Origin of the sequence: Pseudomonas putida (genome assembly GCF_005080685.1) — a bacterium.
Lineage (GTDB): Bacteria > Pseudomonadota > Gammaproteobacteria > Pseudomonadales > Pseudomonadaceae > Aquipseudomonas > Aquipseudomonas putida_V.
Genome location: NZ_CP039371.1, coordinates 6,182,513 through 6,197,215, shown reverse-complemented (window position 1 = coordinate 6,197,215; position 14,703 = coordinate 6,182,513). Strand labels below are relative to the sequence as shown.

Sequence of the window (14,703 nt, the reverse complement as noted above, 5' to 3'; positions counted from 1 at the left end):
GTCCCGTCTGAATCTGTTTTTCTAGAGCCTATATTCTAGATCGAGCTCTGGTGCGTTTTTTGGTTCTTCATGGATTGTTTGGGGGGGCTGGCTGGTTTGGCATTGGGACTGGGAACGATCCATTTTGTGTAGCGGCGCTACTGGCCCCTTCCGCCTTTACGGCCATCCCTTTCAAGGTCTTTTGGTTTTGGCGGCCTTAATGACCCGATCGGTTGAAACGTGTGCATGCACTGCCGTGCCTTGGACCCAGGCTTTGGGCTTGGGCACCTTGGGACCTCGGGGGCTTTTAGCTACTTGCTTAGGCTGGATGTTTCTGGCCAGTTCAAGTAGCCGCCGGGCCAGGTCTTCCATAGAGACAACCGGCATGTACTCGGTTGGCAAGGCAATCTGCATGCCTTCGTAACCTCCTCTGATCTGCACCGCCAAGTGATAGATCGAAGCTTCCCAATTCTCGGGCAAGGCATCGCGGTGAGCCTGTTCAACACTTCGCTTGAGCAAGGCCAGAACGTTGTATGCCAGCACGGCAGTGGTGAATCCAAGCAAGGCCGCTCGCGGACTGCCGAGGGTTTCGATTTCACTTTCCAGAATCGCTTCCAGTCGCTGGAACATCCCCTCAATGCTCCAGCGACGCCGATAGAAATCTGCGATCTGTTGTGCACTGATGCTCTCGGGCAGGTTGCTCCAGAACATCAAGCTTTTGTCACCTGAGTCATTTGGTGAATGAAGTGTCAGTTCCACACGCCGCCAGCGGTGCCCGCCTTTTACTTCGATGGATTGTTCGCGCACTGTGCCTGTCGCTACGGGCATTGGCGCCTGCCACTCACTCTCCTGGATCAAGCGTGGATGCTTGGCCTGCTGGCGAATGACAAACGATGTGTTCACCTGCTCGCATGCCTCCATTACAGGCAGCGTGCAGTAGAGCCGGTCAGCAATCCAAACCTGATTGGCCTTTGCTTCAGCCAGCAACGGCAAAACACAAACTCGTTCGCTTGTGTAGGCGTCCTCGCACGGCTGGAGGTCAATTACCTGATCCAGATCGGGGTCGTAAACCACCACCGAGAACCCGGGGCGAGCCGCCCCGCGCTCTTGGCGCAACGCGCCAAGACGCTTTTCGGTAGAGGCCAAGTGGCTTCCATCGACCACTCGAACTTGCCAGCCAGGAAGCATGGCTGAACAGCCCAATTCATGGATTGTGGGCGCCAAGCGCCGCGCGCAGCCTGTCACCAGAGCACGCAACAGGGCAGGTTCGGTTCGACTGATCTTGTCGTACAGGGCTGCCAAGCTGACGGGAAGGTCGTCCAGTTGTCTGGCCGCAGCATGCAGCGATGGCTTCAAACCCAATGAAACAAGCGACATCAACTTGACGATGGTCGAGAACAGCAGCTCGCGAGAATACTGCCGTTGCCGGTGCTCCTCGAAAACCTGATCGATCCACTCCGGCGCAATGGCCTGCTCCAAGGCAAGTTTGGCCATTACGCTGGCGGGTGCTTTTTTCTCGAATCGCGCTAGTACATCAGCCCACATCTCGGATCTTCCTGACTGGATTTCAGTGGATTCTACCGAAGACCTTGAAAGGGATGGCCTTTACGGCGGGCAACTTTTTTCTTGGAAAAAGTTGCTCAAAACCGCTTGCTCCCACATACGGCCCTCCGCTGCGCTACGGGTCCCCTCGCTACGGCGCCTTCCGGGCCCGCGCGGCCTACGACTTGCTGCGCAAGTCTACATCTCGCGCCTCCGGCTACGCCGGAGGGTGCTGCGCACCTGGCCCTCCAGCCGCCTACGCTCGGCCTCCTGAGGTCGCGGGTAGATCAAGATCAAGATCAAGATCAAGAGCAGATCAAAAACCAGAGCAACGGCAGGCGAATCGCTGCGCTCTCGCTGTTTACCTATCGCTTCGTGTTGGAGCGGCCAGCGCGTTCTGTCTTTCGAAGATAACGCCAGTGCAGGCGCCGCCCCTAACTTTGCGACGTCAGGAGGCCGAGCGTAGGTGCCTGTAGGGCCAGGTGCGAAGCACCCTTCGGCGTAGCCGAAGGCGCGAGATGTAGACTTGCGCAGCAAGTCGTAGGCCGCGCGGGCCCGGAAGGCGCCGTAGCGAGGGGACCCGTAGCGAAGCGGAGGGCCGGATGCAGGAGCAAGCGGTTTTGCGTCCCTTTTTCCAAGAAAAAAGGGACCCGCCGTAAAGGCGGAAGGGGCCAGTAGCGCCGCTACACAAAATGGACCGTTCCCAATCTCAATGCCAACAAGCCAAGCCAAGCTCCCCAACAATCCGTGAAGACCCATTTTTTCACGCAGCCGAACGGTGCATCGTGAGCGTGATCCACCGTAATATGGCTGCATTATCGAAAGCCTGCAGATTGGGAACTGAGCATGGCCCCGCGCATGAAGACCCGAGAGCGCATCGTGCACAACAGCCTGGAGCTGTTCAACCAGCAGGGCGAGCGCAGCGTGAGTACCAACCACATCGCCGCGTACATGGAGATATCGCCCGGCAATCTGTACTACCACTTCCCCAACAAGCAGGCGATCATCGCCGTGTTGTTCAGTCAGTACGAAGAACTGGTGGACAGTTTCCTACGCCCTGCACAGGGGCGCGCAGCCACCGTCGAGGACAAGCGCTTCTACCTCAAGGCCCTGCTCGCGGCGATGTGGAACTACCGCTTCCTGCACCGTGACCTGGAACACCTGCTCGACAGCGACCCAGAGCTTGCAGCCCGCTACCGGCGCTTTTCCGCGCGTTGCCTGCGCCAGGGCCAGGCGATCTACCGCGGCTTCGTCGAGGCCGGAATACTGGCCATGGAGCCGGCGCAGATCGAGTCGTTGACCATCAATGCCTGGATCGTCCTCACCTCGTGGGTGCGTTTTCTCAGCACCACCCGAGAACATTCTGCGCACCTGGGTGAAGAAGCCTTCAAGCGAGGCGTCTACCAGGTACTGGTGCTGGAGCTCGGCTTCGTCACCGCCAATGCTCGCGGCGCGGTGGACGCGCTGTGCGAGGAATTCCACGTTCCGTTCAACCAGGCCCTGGAGCAGTAGGCCCGGGCCATCGAGCCATCGATCAGGAGATTGTCATGCCCCTTGCGCAATTGATCACCCCGCAACAGCTGGCCGAGCGTCTGGGCTCGCCCAAGCTGGTGATCCTCGATTGTCGTTTTGCCCTGGAAGATGCCGACTACGGCCAACGCAGCTATGCCGAGGGGCATATCGCCGGCGCGCATTTCGCCGACCTGGAGCGTGACCTGAGTGGCCCGGTGAGCAAGGGCAGAACAGGGCGCCACCCGCTGCCGGATGCAGGTCGTCTGGTCGAGCGCTTGCGCGAATGGGGTGTGGACGACGACAGCGAGGTGGTGTTGTACGACGATGGCCCCGGCGCCTTCGCCGCTCGCGCCTGGTGGCTGCTGGCCTGGCTCGGCAAGCGCAGTGGCGTGGCGATTCTTGATGGCGGCCTGAAGGCCTGGCACGCCGCGCACCTGCCGCTGAGCCTGGATGCCCCGGTCAAGCGCGAAGGCAGCTTCGAGGGCGAGCCTGACGCCAAGCTGCTGATCGATGCCGAGCACTTGGCCAAGCGCCTGGGCAGCGCCGAGCTTACCCTGCTCGATGCGCGGGCCTTGCCGCGTTTCCGCGGCGAAGTGGAGCCGATCGACCCGGTGGCGGGGCATATTCCGGGGGCTCAATGCGCGGCATTCACCGACAACCTCGGCCCCGATGGGCGCTTCCTGCCGCCGGATGCACTCAAGCAGCGTTTTGCCCAAGCGCTGGCTGGGCGCGCGCCGGAGCAGTTGGTCGCGTATTGCGGCTCGGGGGTGACGGCGTGCCATAACCTGTTCGCCCTGGCATTGGCCGGCTATCCGCTTGGCAAGCTGTATGCGGGGTCGTGGAGCGAATGGATCAACGATCCGCGGCGGGGTGTGGCGACCGGAGAATAGGCCAGGCTCCAACACCTCAAGGGGGCGGTGCTGCTATCTGCCCTCTACCAGCCACTGCGGAATCCGCCGCTCCAGGTAGTAGCTCGGGTTGCGCAGGCTGCCCTCGACGAACCCCACGTGGCCGCCACGCCTATGCAGCTCGAGCTGCGTTTGCGGCGCCAGTTCATCGGTCGTGGGCAGACTGTGGCTGGAGACGAACGGATCGTCGTTGGCATGGATGATCAGCGTCGGTGTGCGATTCTGCCCAAGGAAATAGCGGCTCGATGAGCGCCGATAGTAGTCGTGCGCATCGGTAAAGCCATTGAGCGGCGCGGTCACCTTGCCGTCGAAATCCCAGAATGTGCGCAGGTTGCGCAATGGCCCCAGGCGGTCGAGGGTAGCCAAGCCCTCGTGTTGCCCCTGGTCGCGGAAGTGGCGTTGCTTCAACTGCACATAGGCCAGCATCTCGCGCATGAAGTGCGCCTGGTAGACCTTGGAAAAGCCCTGGCCAATGCGGTCGGCGCATTGATCCAGGCGAAACGGCACCGAAACCGCCACCGCTGCCTCCAGCCCGCTAGTGGCGCCGCTTTCACCCAGATACTTGAGCAATACATTGCCCCCCAGCGAATAGCCGACCGCGTACAACGGCGCCAAGGGACGCTGGGCGCGCAGGTGGGCGACCACCTCGGCCAGGTCTTCGCTGGCACCGGAGTGGTAGCTGCGTGGCAACAGGTTCGGCTCACCCGAGCATCCGCGCCAGTTCACCGCGACGCTGGCCCAGCCACGAGCCTGCAGCGATTGCTGCAAGCCTTTGACATAGGGCGAGTGGGACGAGCCGGTGAGGCCATGCAGCACCAGGACCAGCGGCGCGTCGGCCTGATGCGGGCCGTGCCAGTCGAGGTCGAGAAAGTCGCCATCGGCCAGCCACAGGCGTTCGCGGTTGCGCTCGAGCGTGGGTAGCTTGCGCCATAGCGGCCCCCACAGGGTCTGCAAGTGGGGGTTGGACAGGCCGGCGGCCGGACGGAAGGTGGTGGTGAAGGTGGGCATGCTGGGCGACTCGTGATGTGCCTGCCTAGAGTGCCATGAAATTGCACCACTGTACGTGCGCTATTGGTCGAGGGCGGGTAGTTCCGGCAACGGTTGCTGATCGACGGTCGGCCCGACACTGACCCACACCGCCTGGCGCAGGTCGAGTCTGCGCCTGAGGGTTTCCCGTACTGCGTCGGTGGTGAGGCCGGTCAGCATGGCGTTGTAGCCGTTCAGATAACCCTCCGGTTGGCGCTGCCTGGCGGTCGCCGACAACAAGCCGGCGAGTCGTTTGTTCTGGGCGACGTCACGCAGCAGCTCGCCAGCCAACTGGTGACGGGCCAGTTCCAGTTCCGCCTCGGTTGGTCCTTCGTCGATGAACCGTTGCAGCAGCGTGCCGACCAGTGTCTTGGTCGCCTCTACCAGGTGGGGGGCGATGTCCCATTCGATCATGAACACGCCGCCTGAGCGCATCGCCGAGATCTGCGAGCTCACGTCATAGGTCAGCCCCCTGCGCTGACGCAGTTCAGTCATCAGCCTGGAGTCCAGACCTGAGGTCAGGATCTCGCGCGCCAGCACCATGGCCGGGAATTGCGGATCGTTTGCCGGAACGTTCATGGGCAATGCGAGGAGCACGCAAGTGCTCGCGCCTGGTCGCTCGATATGCCGCGTCGTGCCTGGGGCTTCGACGACGGCTGGCGGCGGTGTGGCTACCCAGCCCTGTGGCAATGCTTGGCTGATGCGGTGGGCAATGGCCTTGGCCTCGGTAGTGGACAGGTCACCCACCAGGGTCATCTGCATGTTGCTGGCACTATAGGCTTTGCGGTGGAAAGCCCTGAGGTCGTCTACCGTGACGGCTTCGATTCCCTCCGGCGTGGTGCCAATCGGATTGCCATAGGGGTGGCCGTCGAATAGATAGCCAAAGGCCTCGGTGCGTGCCTGTACGACGGGGCTTCTGAGGCGTGAGGCGGCATAGGCGTGCGTCTGCGACTTCACTTTTTCCAGCGCGCCCGGCAAGAAGTCAGGCTTGGCGGCCATTGCGCCGAACAGCGCCAGGGCTGGGTCGAGCAAGGTCCGCTGGCTGAGGCTTCGCAAGCTCAGCACGGCTTGTTCCAAGCGCACATCCTTGCTGACCTCTGCGCCCAGGCGCTCCAGGCCCGCCGCATGCTCGCTCGCGGTGAGCCCATCGCTGCCTTCATCGAGCATGTACAGCGTCAGTGCGGCCAGGCCCGATTTGTCGGTGTCCTGGACGATCCCCGCGCCAAAGCGCAGGACCAGATCGACGACCGGTAGCCCTCGCGCTTCGACGAACTGGACGCGGGTGCCCGCCTCGGTCGTCCAGGTCTGCACGTGGGTATCGATAGATTCCAGATGGTTCAGGTCCAGCCCGTGGAGGGAAGTCAAACGGGGCATGTCATTCATGATGGCTCTCCTTACCACTCATGAAAGTGGTCGTCAGGCGGTCGTCGTTCAGGAAGGCTTCTGCGGCTTGGCAGACTTGCACGTCGGTCAGTGCCTCGATCATCGTTGTCTCGAACGCCAGTTCGGTTGGGTCGAGGCCACAGGCGGCCATGCGCCCCAACGTGTCGGCTTGTTCGGCGATGTCATCCCGAGCAAACACCTCTCTTGCCATCAGCTGGGCTTTGGCCCGCTGGAGTTCTGCAGCGGTGGGTGGCGTCAGGCGAAGTGAGCTGATTTCCTGCAGCAATTGTTCCTGCGCCTGTTGCGGCGTGGCTTTGGCGGGGTCGTTGAAGGCGTAGAGCGTCAGCAGGCCGTCGCCGCGAAGCAGAGGGTCATAGTCGCCATACACGCCTTGTAGCAACTGTTGCTCCGCGACCATAGAGCGCTGCAGCCGTGCGGAGGCGCCCTGGGTGAGCAGTTCGGGGATCAGGCGCAACGCCTGGGCTTGGGTCGGGTGTTTCGCGGTGGCCAGGCTGGGGCAGTTGAAGCTCATGATCAGGCCTTCGCGCAGGCCGTCGATGCGCACCGATTGCGTGCGGCGGGTCAGCGTCTGGTCGTGTCGAGGAAGTGGCGCGATGGGCAGGGGATGAGCGGGGATCGCGCCGAAATGACGCTCTACCAGCGTGCGCAGTTGCGCCGGGTGCGCGGCGCCAACCACCGCCAGTGTGGCGTTGTTGGGGTGATACCAGTGTTGATACCAGCTAAGCGCCGCGGCCTGAGCCAGCTGCTGCAGGTCTTCTCGGAAACCGACGGTAGGTGTGGCATAGCCGCTCTTGCCATGCGCCAGCAGCTTGTGTTGCTCGAGAGCGGCGGCAAAAGGTTTGTTGTCGACATCTGCCCGGCGCTCAGCCATGACGACTGCGAGTTCGCGCTCGAACGGTGCTTCGCTCAATGTCGCCGTGGCCATCGCATCGGCCATGGCTTCGAGGGCGACCTCCATACGGCTGGCCGGCAAGGTGATGGGATAGACGGTGGCGTCCGGGAAGGTATAGGCATTGGGATCGCCACCGAGTCGCGACATCAACTTGAAATATTCGCCCGCGGCCAGTTTGCTGCTGCCCTCGAACATCAGATGCTCAAGGGCGTGGGATAACCCGCTGTGACCCTCGGCCTCGTAGCTGGATCCCACGTGGTACCAGAGTTGGACGCTGACCAGCGGGGCGCGGTGATCTTCGCGCAGGTAGACCTTGAGGCCATTGGCCAGGGTGAAGTGCTGCAATGAAAATTGCGCACGGGAGGTATCGGGCATGGCTGAACTACTCCTGGACGAAATGGAAGGAGCAGCTTCAGCCATACCCGGGGGGCGACGGCGGTAGTTAAGTCTTCGGTGGGGCTATCTGCCCGGTCAACCTCTGTGCCACAAGGCGTAATGCACCTGACCGGTCTTTTTCTCGCGATGCAGGCGCCAGTTGCCTGGCATCGCCAGGCTCGACGGTGCCGCTTCGCTTTCGGTGTAGATCCAGGCTTGCTCACGCAGCCATGCGTTCTGCTCCAGCAGTGCACAGGTGTCGGCCAGCAGGTCCTGGTGGAACGGCGGGTCGAGGAATACCAGGTCGAACTGCTGCTTGGCCGGGCCCTGCAGGTAGCGCAGGGCGTCGGTCTGGAGGATCTGACCGCGTGGGCAGCGGAGGATCTCGAGGTTGTTCTTCAGGTTGGCGATCGCCGCTGGGTTGCTGTCCAGCGCCACTGCATCTTCGGCGCCGCGCGACAGCGCTTCGAGCACCAGGGCACCGCTACCGGTGAAGGCATCCAGCACCCGGGCCCCTTCGATGTACGGCGCCAGCCAGTTGAACAGGGTTTCGCGCACGCGGTCCGGGGTTGGCCGCAGGCCTTCGCCGTCCGGCACCGCCAGGCGGCGGCTACGCCACTGGCCGGCGATGATGCGCAGGTGGCCCTGGCCCTTGCTTTGGCCCGGTTGCGGGCGGGCGGGAGGGGTGGATCTCGGCATTAGTGCTCCGGTACGCCGAGCGGCTGCTCGGCGGGTTTGTCTGTGGGGGCCGGCAGCGGTTTCTGCGGCACTTTCGGGCCGACGGTGACGATCACCAGCTTATCGGCGGCCAGGTGCTTGTTCATCGCGGCCTTGACCTGGTCGACGGTCAGCGCCTGGGACTGTTGCATGAAATCTTCCAGCCAGGTCAGTGGCAGGTTATAGAAGCCGATGGCACCCAGTTGGCCGACGATGCTGGCATTGCTGGCGTTGGACAGCGGGAAGCTGCCGGCCAGCTCACGCTTGGCGTCGTCGAGTTCCTGCTGGGTCGGGCCGTTCTTCAGGTAGTCGCCGAGGATGTCCTGGACCAGTTTCAGGGTGCCTTCGCTGAGTTCGGCACGGGTCTGCAGGTTGATCATGAACGGGCCGCGGACCTGCATCGGGCTGAACACCGAGTATACGCCGTAGGTCAGGCCGCGTTTTTCCCGGACCTCGCTCATCAGCCGGGTACCGAAGGCGCCGCCGCCGAGGATCTGGTTGCCCAGCGACAGCGCCGGCCAGTCCGGATCCTGGCGATCGATGCCCAACTCGGCGAGCATGAGGTGGGTCTGCTTGCTCGGGAAGTCGATATGGGTCATGCCCGCCTTGGGGTCGGCCGGCTCGGCTGGCGCGGCCAGTGCCGGGCCTTTGGGCAGGGCCGCGGAGACCTGCGCGGCGACTGCTTCGGCTTCGCTGCGGCTGAGGTCGCCGACCAGGGCGATGACCGCGTTGCCGGCGCTGTAGGCCTTGGCGTGGAAGGCGCGCAGTTGCTCCAGGGTAATGCCCGGGATGCTTTCGGCGGTGCCGTCGCTGGGGTGGGCGTAGGGGTGGTCGCCATAGAGCTTGGCGAACAGCGCCTTGCCGGCGATCTTGCCGGGGTTCTGTTTCTCGTACTCGAAGCCGGCCAGCAGCTGGTTCTTGATGCGCTTGAGCGCGTCCTCGGGGAAGGTCGGCTTGCCTGCCACCTCGGCGAACAGCTTGAGTGCCGGCTCACGCTTGTCCTTAGCGCTGAGGCTGCGCAGCGAGGCCACGGCCATGTCGCGGTAGGAACCGTTGCCGAAGTCCGCGCCCAGGCCCTCGAAGCCTTCGGCGATGGCGGTCACGTCCTTGCCGGCCACGCCCTCGTTGAGCATGGCGTTGGTCAGGGTGGCCAGGCCTGGGGTGCTGCCGTCCTGGCTGCTGCCGGCGGCGAAGGTCACGCGCAGGTCGAACATCGGCAGCTCGCGGGCTTCGACAAACAGCACGCGGGCGCCTTCGGCGGTGGTCCAGTTCTGAATGTTCAGCTGGCGCCGGCTGGGGGCCTTGCTGTCCAGCTCGGCCAGCGATTGCAAGGTGTTGGCCGGGCGCGCAGCGCTGGCTTCGGCCTCGGAGTGGGCCGGGCGGGCCAGCACTGCGGCCACGGCCACCACCAGCGCGATGATGCCGGTGCCGATCAGGGTGTAGCGTGGTGCGCTGCGATCACTCATGAGCGGACTCCTCGGGCAATACATGGGCAACGCTCAGGCGTTCGCGGGTGAAATAGGTGCGCGCGGCGTTCTGGATGTCCTGCGGCGTTACACGCTTGAGTTCGTCCAGCTCGCTGTCGATCAGCTTCCAAGACAGGCCGACGGTCTCCAGCTGGCCGATGGTGGTGGCCTGGCTGCTGATGGAGTCGCGGTCGTAGACCAGGCCGGCGATCACCTGGGCGCGGACCCGTTCGAGTTCTTCGCTGCTGGGTGGGGTGGTCTTGAGTTCATCGAGCAGTTGCCAGATGCCTTTTTCGACGTCGGCCAGGGTCTTCTGCTTCTGCACGTTGGGCGTTGCCGAGATCATGAACAGGCTGTCGCCGCGGGTGAAGGCGTTGTAGCTCGACGAAGCGCCGGCCACCAACTCCTGGTCGCGCTCCAGGCGTGCCGGCATGCGCGCGCTGTAGCCGCCGTCGAGCAGCGCCGAGATCAGGCGCAGGGCGTGCACGGTGTTGGGGTCCTTGGCGGTGGCCAGGCCCGGCACGTTGAAGCCGTAGATCAGGCTGGGCAGCTGGGTGCGTACATGCAGCGTGAGCAGGCGATGACCAGGCTCGGCCAGCTCCAATGGCAGCTTGGCCGGCGGTACGGCGCGCTTGGGGATGGCGCCGAAGTACTTCTGGGCCAGGCCCTTGACCTCGTCGGCGGTGACATCGCCGACCACTACCAGGGTGGCGTTGTTCGGCACGTACCAGGATTCGTACCAGTGGCGCAGCTCCTCGACCTTCATGCGTTCGAGGTCGGCCATCCAGCCGATGGTCGGGGTGTGGTAGCCGCTGGCCGGGTAGGCCATGGCGCGGAACAGCTCGAAGGCCTTGGCGCTCGGCTGGTCGTCGGTGCGCAGGCGGCGCTCTTCCTTGATGACTTCGATCTCGCGGCTGAATTCGTCGGCCGGCAGGCGCAGGCTGGCCAGGCGGTCGGCCTCAAGCTCCAGGGCTACCGGCAGGCGGTCGCGGGCCAGCACCTGGTAGTAGGCGGTGTAGTCGTCGCTGGTGAAGGCGTTTTCCTCGGCGCCCAGGTCGCGCAGGATGCGCGAGGCTTCGCCAGGGCCTATCTTGGCGCTGCCCTTGAACATCATGTGTTCCAGGGCGTGGGAGAGGCCGGTCTGGCCGGGCGTCTCGTAGCTGGAGCCGACCTTGTACCAGATCTGCGAGACCACCACCGGAGCGCGGTGGTCCTCGCGCACGACCACCTTGAGGCCGTTGTCGAGAATGAATTCGTGGGTCGGCTGTGCATCGGCGGCGATGGCGGCCAGTGGCAGGCAGAGCGTGCTGAGCAGCAGGCCAGCGGCACGGCGGGCTAGAGCATTCATACGGTGTTTGACCTGTTCGGCGGCCCGCTGGGTTTAGCGTCGGCGGGCCAGGAGGTGCTAGGATACTGATCCGGTTGCCTGGCGACCATGCCTGTCGCCGTTCTGGCCCACAGGACCCTACGACAAAACGTTGCGCATGAACCAGCCGGATTCAAGATAGTCTGTTCTGCGTTTAGAGAATTCCTGATGCGCCAATGCTGGCCCATCGCTACCCTGAGATAGCCGTCTTCCATGTTTGGTTCCAACGACGACAAAAAAGCGCCGGCCGAGGCTGGCGAGAAAAAAGGCCTGTTCAGCTGGTTTCGCAAGAAGCCGCAGCAACCTGTCGCCGAACAGCCACAAGCCCCTGAAGCGCAGCCTGCCGAGCCGGTAGCGCCGCAGGTCGAGCCCCAACCTGCGCCAGCCCCAGCTGAGCCCGTGGCCGAGGTGCCTGCTGCCCCGGTGTCGGTGACCCTGCCCGACCCTGAGGGCCAGGCCGCTCCCGAGGCTCCGGGTACTTCTGCAGCGCCTGAGCCCGCGCAGCCTCCAGCGCCTGCCCTGGCGCCCGCGCCGGTGGTCCCTGCAGCCGCTACAGCGCCGGCGCCCGCGCAGCCTTCGCAGCCTGCCCCGGCCCCTGTAGGCGCCGGCTTGCCGGCGAGTGCGTCGCCCGCCGCAGCAGCGCCACAACCCCCTGCGCCGGTAGCCGTCGCCGCAGAGCCCGCGGAGCCTGCGCAAGCCCTGCCCGTCGAGGCGCCCGTCAGCAACCTGGTCCTGCCTGTCGCCGAAGAGCCTGTCGCCCTGGTGCCCGACCTTGAACCCAAGGCCCCGCCTGCCATCCCCGAGCGCCCCGCGCCCGAGCCGGCAGCGCCGGTCGTGGCTGCCCCGGCCAGCGCCGAGCAGTCCAAGCTGGGCTTCTTTGCCCGCCTCAAGCAGGGCCTGTCGAAGACCAGCGCCAGCATCGGCGAGGGCATGGCGAGCCTGTTCCTGGGCAAGAAGGTCATCGACGACGACCTGCTCGACGAGATCGAGACCCGCCTGCTGACCGCCGACGTGGGTGTCGAGGCCACTTCGGCGATCGTCCAGAACCTGACCCAGAAGGTTGCCCGCAAGCAACTGGCCGATGCCGACGCACTGTATCAGTCGCTGCAGGACGAACTGGCCGCGCTGCTGCGCCCGGTCGAGCAGCCGCTGAAGGTCGAGGCGCAGAACAAGCCCTACGTGATCCTCGTGGTCGGCGTGAACGGCGCCGGCAAGACCACCACCATCGGCAAGCTGGCCAAGAAGCTGCAGCTGGAAGGCAAGAAGGTCATGCTCGCCGCCGGCGACACCTTCCGTGCTGCCGCGGTCGAGCAGTTGCAGGTCTGGGGTGAGCGCAACAAGATCCCGGTGATCGCCCAGCACACCGGTGCCGACTCCGCCTCGGTGATCTTCGACGCCGTCCAGGCCGCCAAGGCCCGGGGTATCGATGTGCTGATCGCTGATACCGCCGGTCGCCTGCACACCAAGGACAACCTGATGGAAGAGCTCAAGAAGGTGCGCCGGGTCATCGGCAAGCTCGACGCCGAAGCGCCGCACGAGGTGCTGCTGGTGCTCGATGCCGGCACCGGGCAGAACGCCATCAGCCAGGCCAAGTACTTCAACCAGAGCGTCGAACTGACCGGCCTGGCCCTGACCAAGCTGGACGGCACCGCCAAGGGCGGGGTGATCTTCGCCCTGGCCAAGCAGTTCAAGCTGCCGATCCGCTTCATCGGCGTAGGCGAGGGTATCGACGACCTGCGCACGTTCGAGGCCGAGCCTTTCGTCAAAGCCCTGTTTGCCGAGCGGGAGCACCCATGATCCGATTCGAACAGGTTGCCAAGCGCTACCCCAACGGCCATGTCGGCTTGCATGAGCTGAGTTTCCGGGCGCGTCGGGGCGAATTCCTGTTCGTCACCGGGCATTCGGGCGCCGGCAAGAGCACCTTGCTGCGCCTGCTGCTGGCCATGGAGCGACCGACCAGCGGCAAGCTGATGCTGGCCGGGCAGGACCTGGGCCAGATCAGCAATGCGCAGATCCCGTTCCTGCGCCGGCAGATCGGCGTGGTGTTCCAGAATCACCAACTGCTGTTCGACCGCACGGTGTTCAACAACATCGCCCTGCCGCTGCAGATTCTCGGGCTGTCCAAGGCCGAGATCACCAAGCGCGTGGACTCGGCGCTGGAGCGCGTGTCGCTGGCCGACAAGGGCGAGCTGTTCCCCGCCGACCTGTCCACCGGCCAGCAGCAGCGGGTCGGCATCGCCCGCGCCATCGTCCACCAGCCGGCCTTGCTGCTGGCCGACGAACCGACCGGCAACCTCGACCCGCGCCTGGCGGCGGAAATCATGGGCGTGTTCGAGGACATCAACCGCCTCGGCACCACGGTTCTGATCGCCAGCCACGACCTGGCACTGATTGCGCGCATGCGTCACCGCATGCTGACCCTGCAGCGCGGCCGTCTGATCGGCGATGGGGAGGCCGGGCAATGAGCACTACACGTACACCCAAGGTATCCGAGCGCGTCGCGCCAAAGCCTGCGGACCCGCAACCGAGGAAGAAAAAACGCGGCGATCATGACGATGACGGCCCGGATTTTCGTACCCTGCTGCACGCCTGGCTGGAAAGCCACCGCGCCAGCCTGGCCGACAGCCTGCGTCGCTTGGCCAAGCAGCCGATCGGCAGCTTCTTCACCTGCCTGGTGATGGCGGTTGCCCTGAGCATGCCGATGGGCCTTTCGCTGTTGTTGAAAAACGTCGAGAAGCTTGGCGGCTCCTGGCAGCGGGCGGCGCAGATCTCGTTGTACCTCAAGCTCGATGCGGGCAGCCGCGAAGGCGAGGCGCTGCGTGACGAGATAAAGGGCATGCCGGGTGTGTCCGATGCCCAGTATGTCAGCCGCGAGCAGGCGCTGGACGAGTTCCAGCAGCAGTCGGGCCTGGGCGAAGCCCTGCGCGAACTGCCCGACAATCCGTTGCCTGGCGTGGTGGTGGTCACCCCGACCGAGGTCGACAAACCGGCACTGGAGGCCTTGCGTCAGCGCCTGGCCGAATTGCCGCGGGTCGAGGTGGCGCAACTGGACCTGGTCTGGGTCGAGCGACTGGCTGCCATCCTGAAATTGGGTGACCGCTTCGTCTTCGGCCTGGCAGTGATGCTGATTTCGGCGCTGCTGTTAGTAATCGGTAACACAATTCGTCTACATATCGAGAACCGCCGCACCGAGATCGAAGTGATCAAGCTGGTCGGCGGCACCGACAGCTACGTACGCCGGCCTTTCCTGTACATGGGGGCCTTGTACGGCCTGGGCGCGGGCGTGTTGGCCTGGGGTATCCTGGCCTTCGGCCTGAACTGGCTGAACGAGGCGGTGGTAGGGCTTTCGGGGCTATATAACAGTGACTTCGCCCTGGGCGGGGTGCCGGCCTCCGATGGTCTTTCTCTCTTGATCGGAGCGGTCTTGTTAGGGTATATCGGTGCATGGATCGCGGTCGCCCGTCACCTGAACGAATTGGCGCCTCGATAGTTTTTCTGTGCCAGCATTGACTTTTT

12 protein-coding genes are annotated in these 14,703 nt (G+C 64.2%); 5 read left to right on the top strand and 7 right to left on the bottom strand.

The annotated features are described in order from the left end of the window. Nucleotides 1-171: 171 nt before the first annotated feature. Nucleotides 172-1,473, bottom strand: coding sequence for an IS4 family transposase (locus tag E6B08_RS28645; RefSeq protein ID WP_136917345.1), 1,302 nt, complete (start codon nt 1,471-1,473; stop codon nt 172-174). 894 nt (nt 1,474-2,367) lie between these two features. On the opposite strand from E6B08_RS28645, the gene E6B08_RS28640 reads away from it, so the two are divergent. Beyond that, the gene (locus E6B08_RS28640; RefSeq protein WP_136917050.1) at nt 2,368-3,033 is read left to right on the top strand and encodes a TetR/AcrR family transcriptional regulator; all 666 of its coding nucleotides are present in this window, start codon (nt 2,368-2,370) and stop codon (nt 3,031-3,033) included. Nucleotides 3,034-3,068: 35 nt separating this feature from the next. After that, nucleotides 3,069-3,923 carry a sulfurtransferase gene (locus E6B08_RS28635; protein WP_136917049.1) on the top strand — a complete coding sequence of 285 codons (855 nt, stop codon included), beginning with the start codon at nt 3,069-3,071 and terminating at the stop codon, nt 3,921-3,923. 33 nt (nt 3,924-3,956) lie between these two features. Here the strand turns inward: E6B08_RS28635 and E6B08_RS28630 are convergent, their stop codons facing one another. The 6 genes from E6B08_RS28630 to E6B08_RS28605 form a co-directional block, all read right to left on the bottom strand. Then, the gene (locus tag E6B08_RS28630; protein WP_136917048.1) at nt 3,957-4,949 is read right to left on the bottom strand and encodes a hydrolase; all 993 of its coding nucleotides are present in this window, start codon (nt 4,947-4,949) and stop codon (nt 3,957-3,959) included. A gap of 60 nt (nt 4,950-5,009) precedes the next feature. Continuing rightward, nucleotides 5,010-6,350 (bottom strand): M16 family metallopeptidase, encoded by a 1,341-nt coding sequence (locus E6B08_RS28625; protein ID WP_238349272.1) that lies wholly within the window; start codon nt 6,348-6,350, stop codon nt 5,010-5,012. Continuing rightward, entirely contained in the window at nt 6,343-7,638 is a 1,296-nt protein-coding gene (locus E6B08_RS28620; RefSeq protein WP_136917047.1) for a M16 family metallopeptidase, read from the bottom strand. Before E6B08_RS28620 ends, E6B08_RS28625 begins: the two co-directional genes overlap by 8 nt. A 96-nt stretch (nt 7,639-7,734) precedes the next feature. Further along, on the bottom strand, nt 7,735-8,337 hold the full coding sequence (gene rsmD / locus E6B08_RS28615) for a 16S rRNA (guanine(966)-N(2))-methyltransferase RsmD (RefSeq protein ID WP_136917046.1): 603 nt from the start codon (nt 8,335-8,337) through the stop codon (nt 7,735-7,737). Then, complete coding sequence (locus E6B08_RS28610) at nt 8,337-9,821, bottom strand: M16 family metallopeptidase (RefSeq protein WP_136917045.1); 1,485 nt, start codon at nt 9,819-9,821, stop codon at nt 8,337-8,339. Before E6B08_RS28610 ends, rsmD begins: the two co-directional genes overlap by 1 nt. Then, nucleotides 9,814-11,169 carry a M16 family metallopeptidase gene (locus E6B08_RS28605; protein ID WP_136917044.1) on the bottom strand — a complete coding sequence of 452 codons (1,356 nt, stop codon included), beginning with the start codon at nt 11,167-11,169 and terminating at the stop codon, nt 9,814-9,816. Before E6B08_RS28605 ends, E6B08_RS28610 begins: the two co-directional genes overlap by 8 nt. Nucleotides 11,170-11,400: 231 nt before the next feature. Between E6B08_RS28605 and ftsY the strand changes: the two genes are divergently transcribed. The 3 genes from ftsY to ftsX are packed head-to-tail and all read left to right on the top strand — an operon-like array spanning nt 11,401 to nt 14,677. Next, entirely contained in the window at nt 11,401-12,984 is a 1,584-nt protein-coding gene (ftsY, locus tag E6B08_RS28595; RefSeq protein ID WP_136917042.1) for a signal recognition particle-docking protein FtsY, read from the top strand. Then, on the top strand, nt 12,981-13,652 hold the full coding sequence (ftsE, locus tag E6B08_RS28590; protein ID WP_133325071.1) for a cell division ATP-binding protein FtsE: 672 nt from the start codon (nt 12,981-12,983) through the stop codon (nt 13,650-13,652). Before ftsY ends, ftsE begins: the two co-directional genes overlap by 4 nt. After that, nucleotides 13,649-14,677, top strand: coding sequence for a permease-like cell division protein FtsX (gene ftsX, locus E6B08_RS28585; RefSeq protein ID WP_136917041.1), 1,029 nt, complete (start codon nt 13,649-13,651; stop codon nt 14,675-14,677). Before ftsE ends, ftsX begins: the two co-directional genes overlap by 4 nt. Nucleotides 14,678-14,703 lie beyond the last annotated feature (26 nt).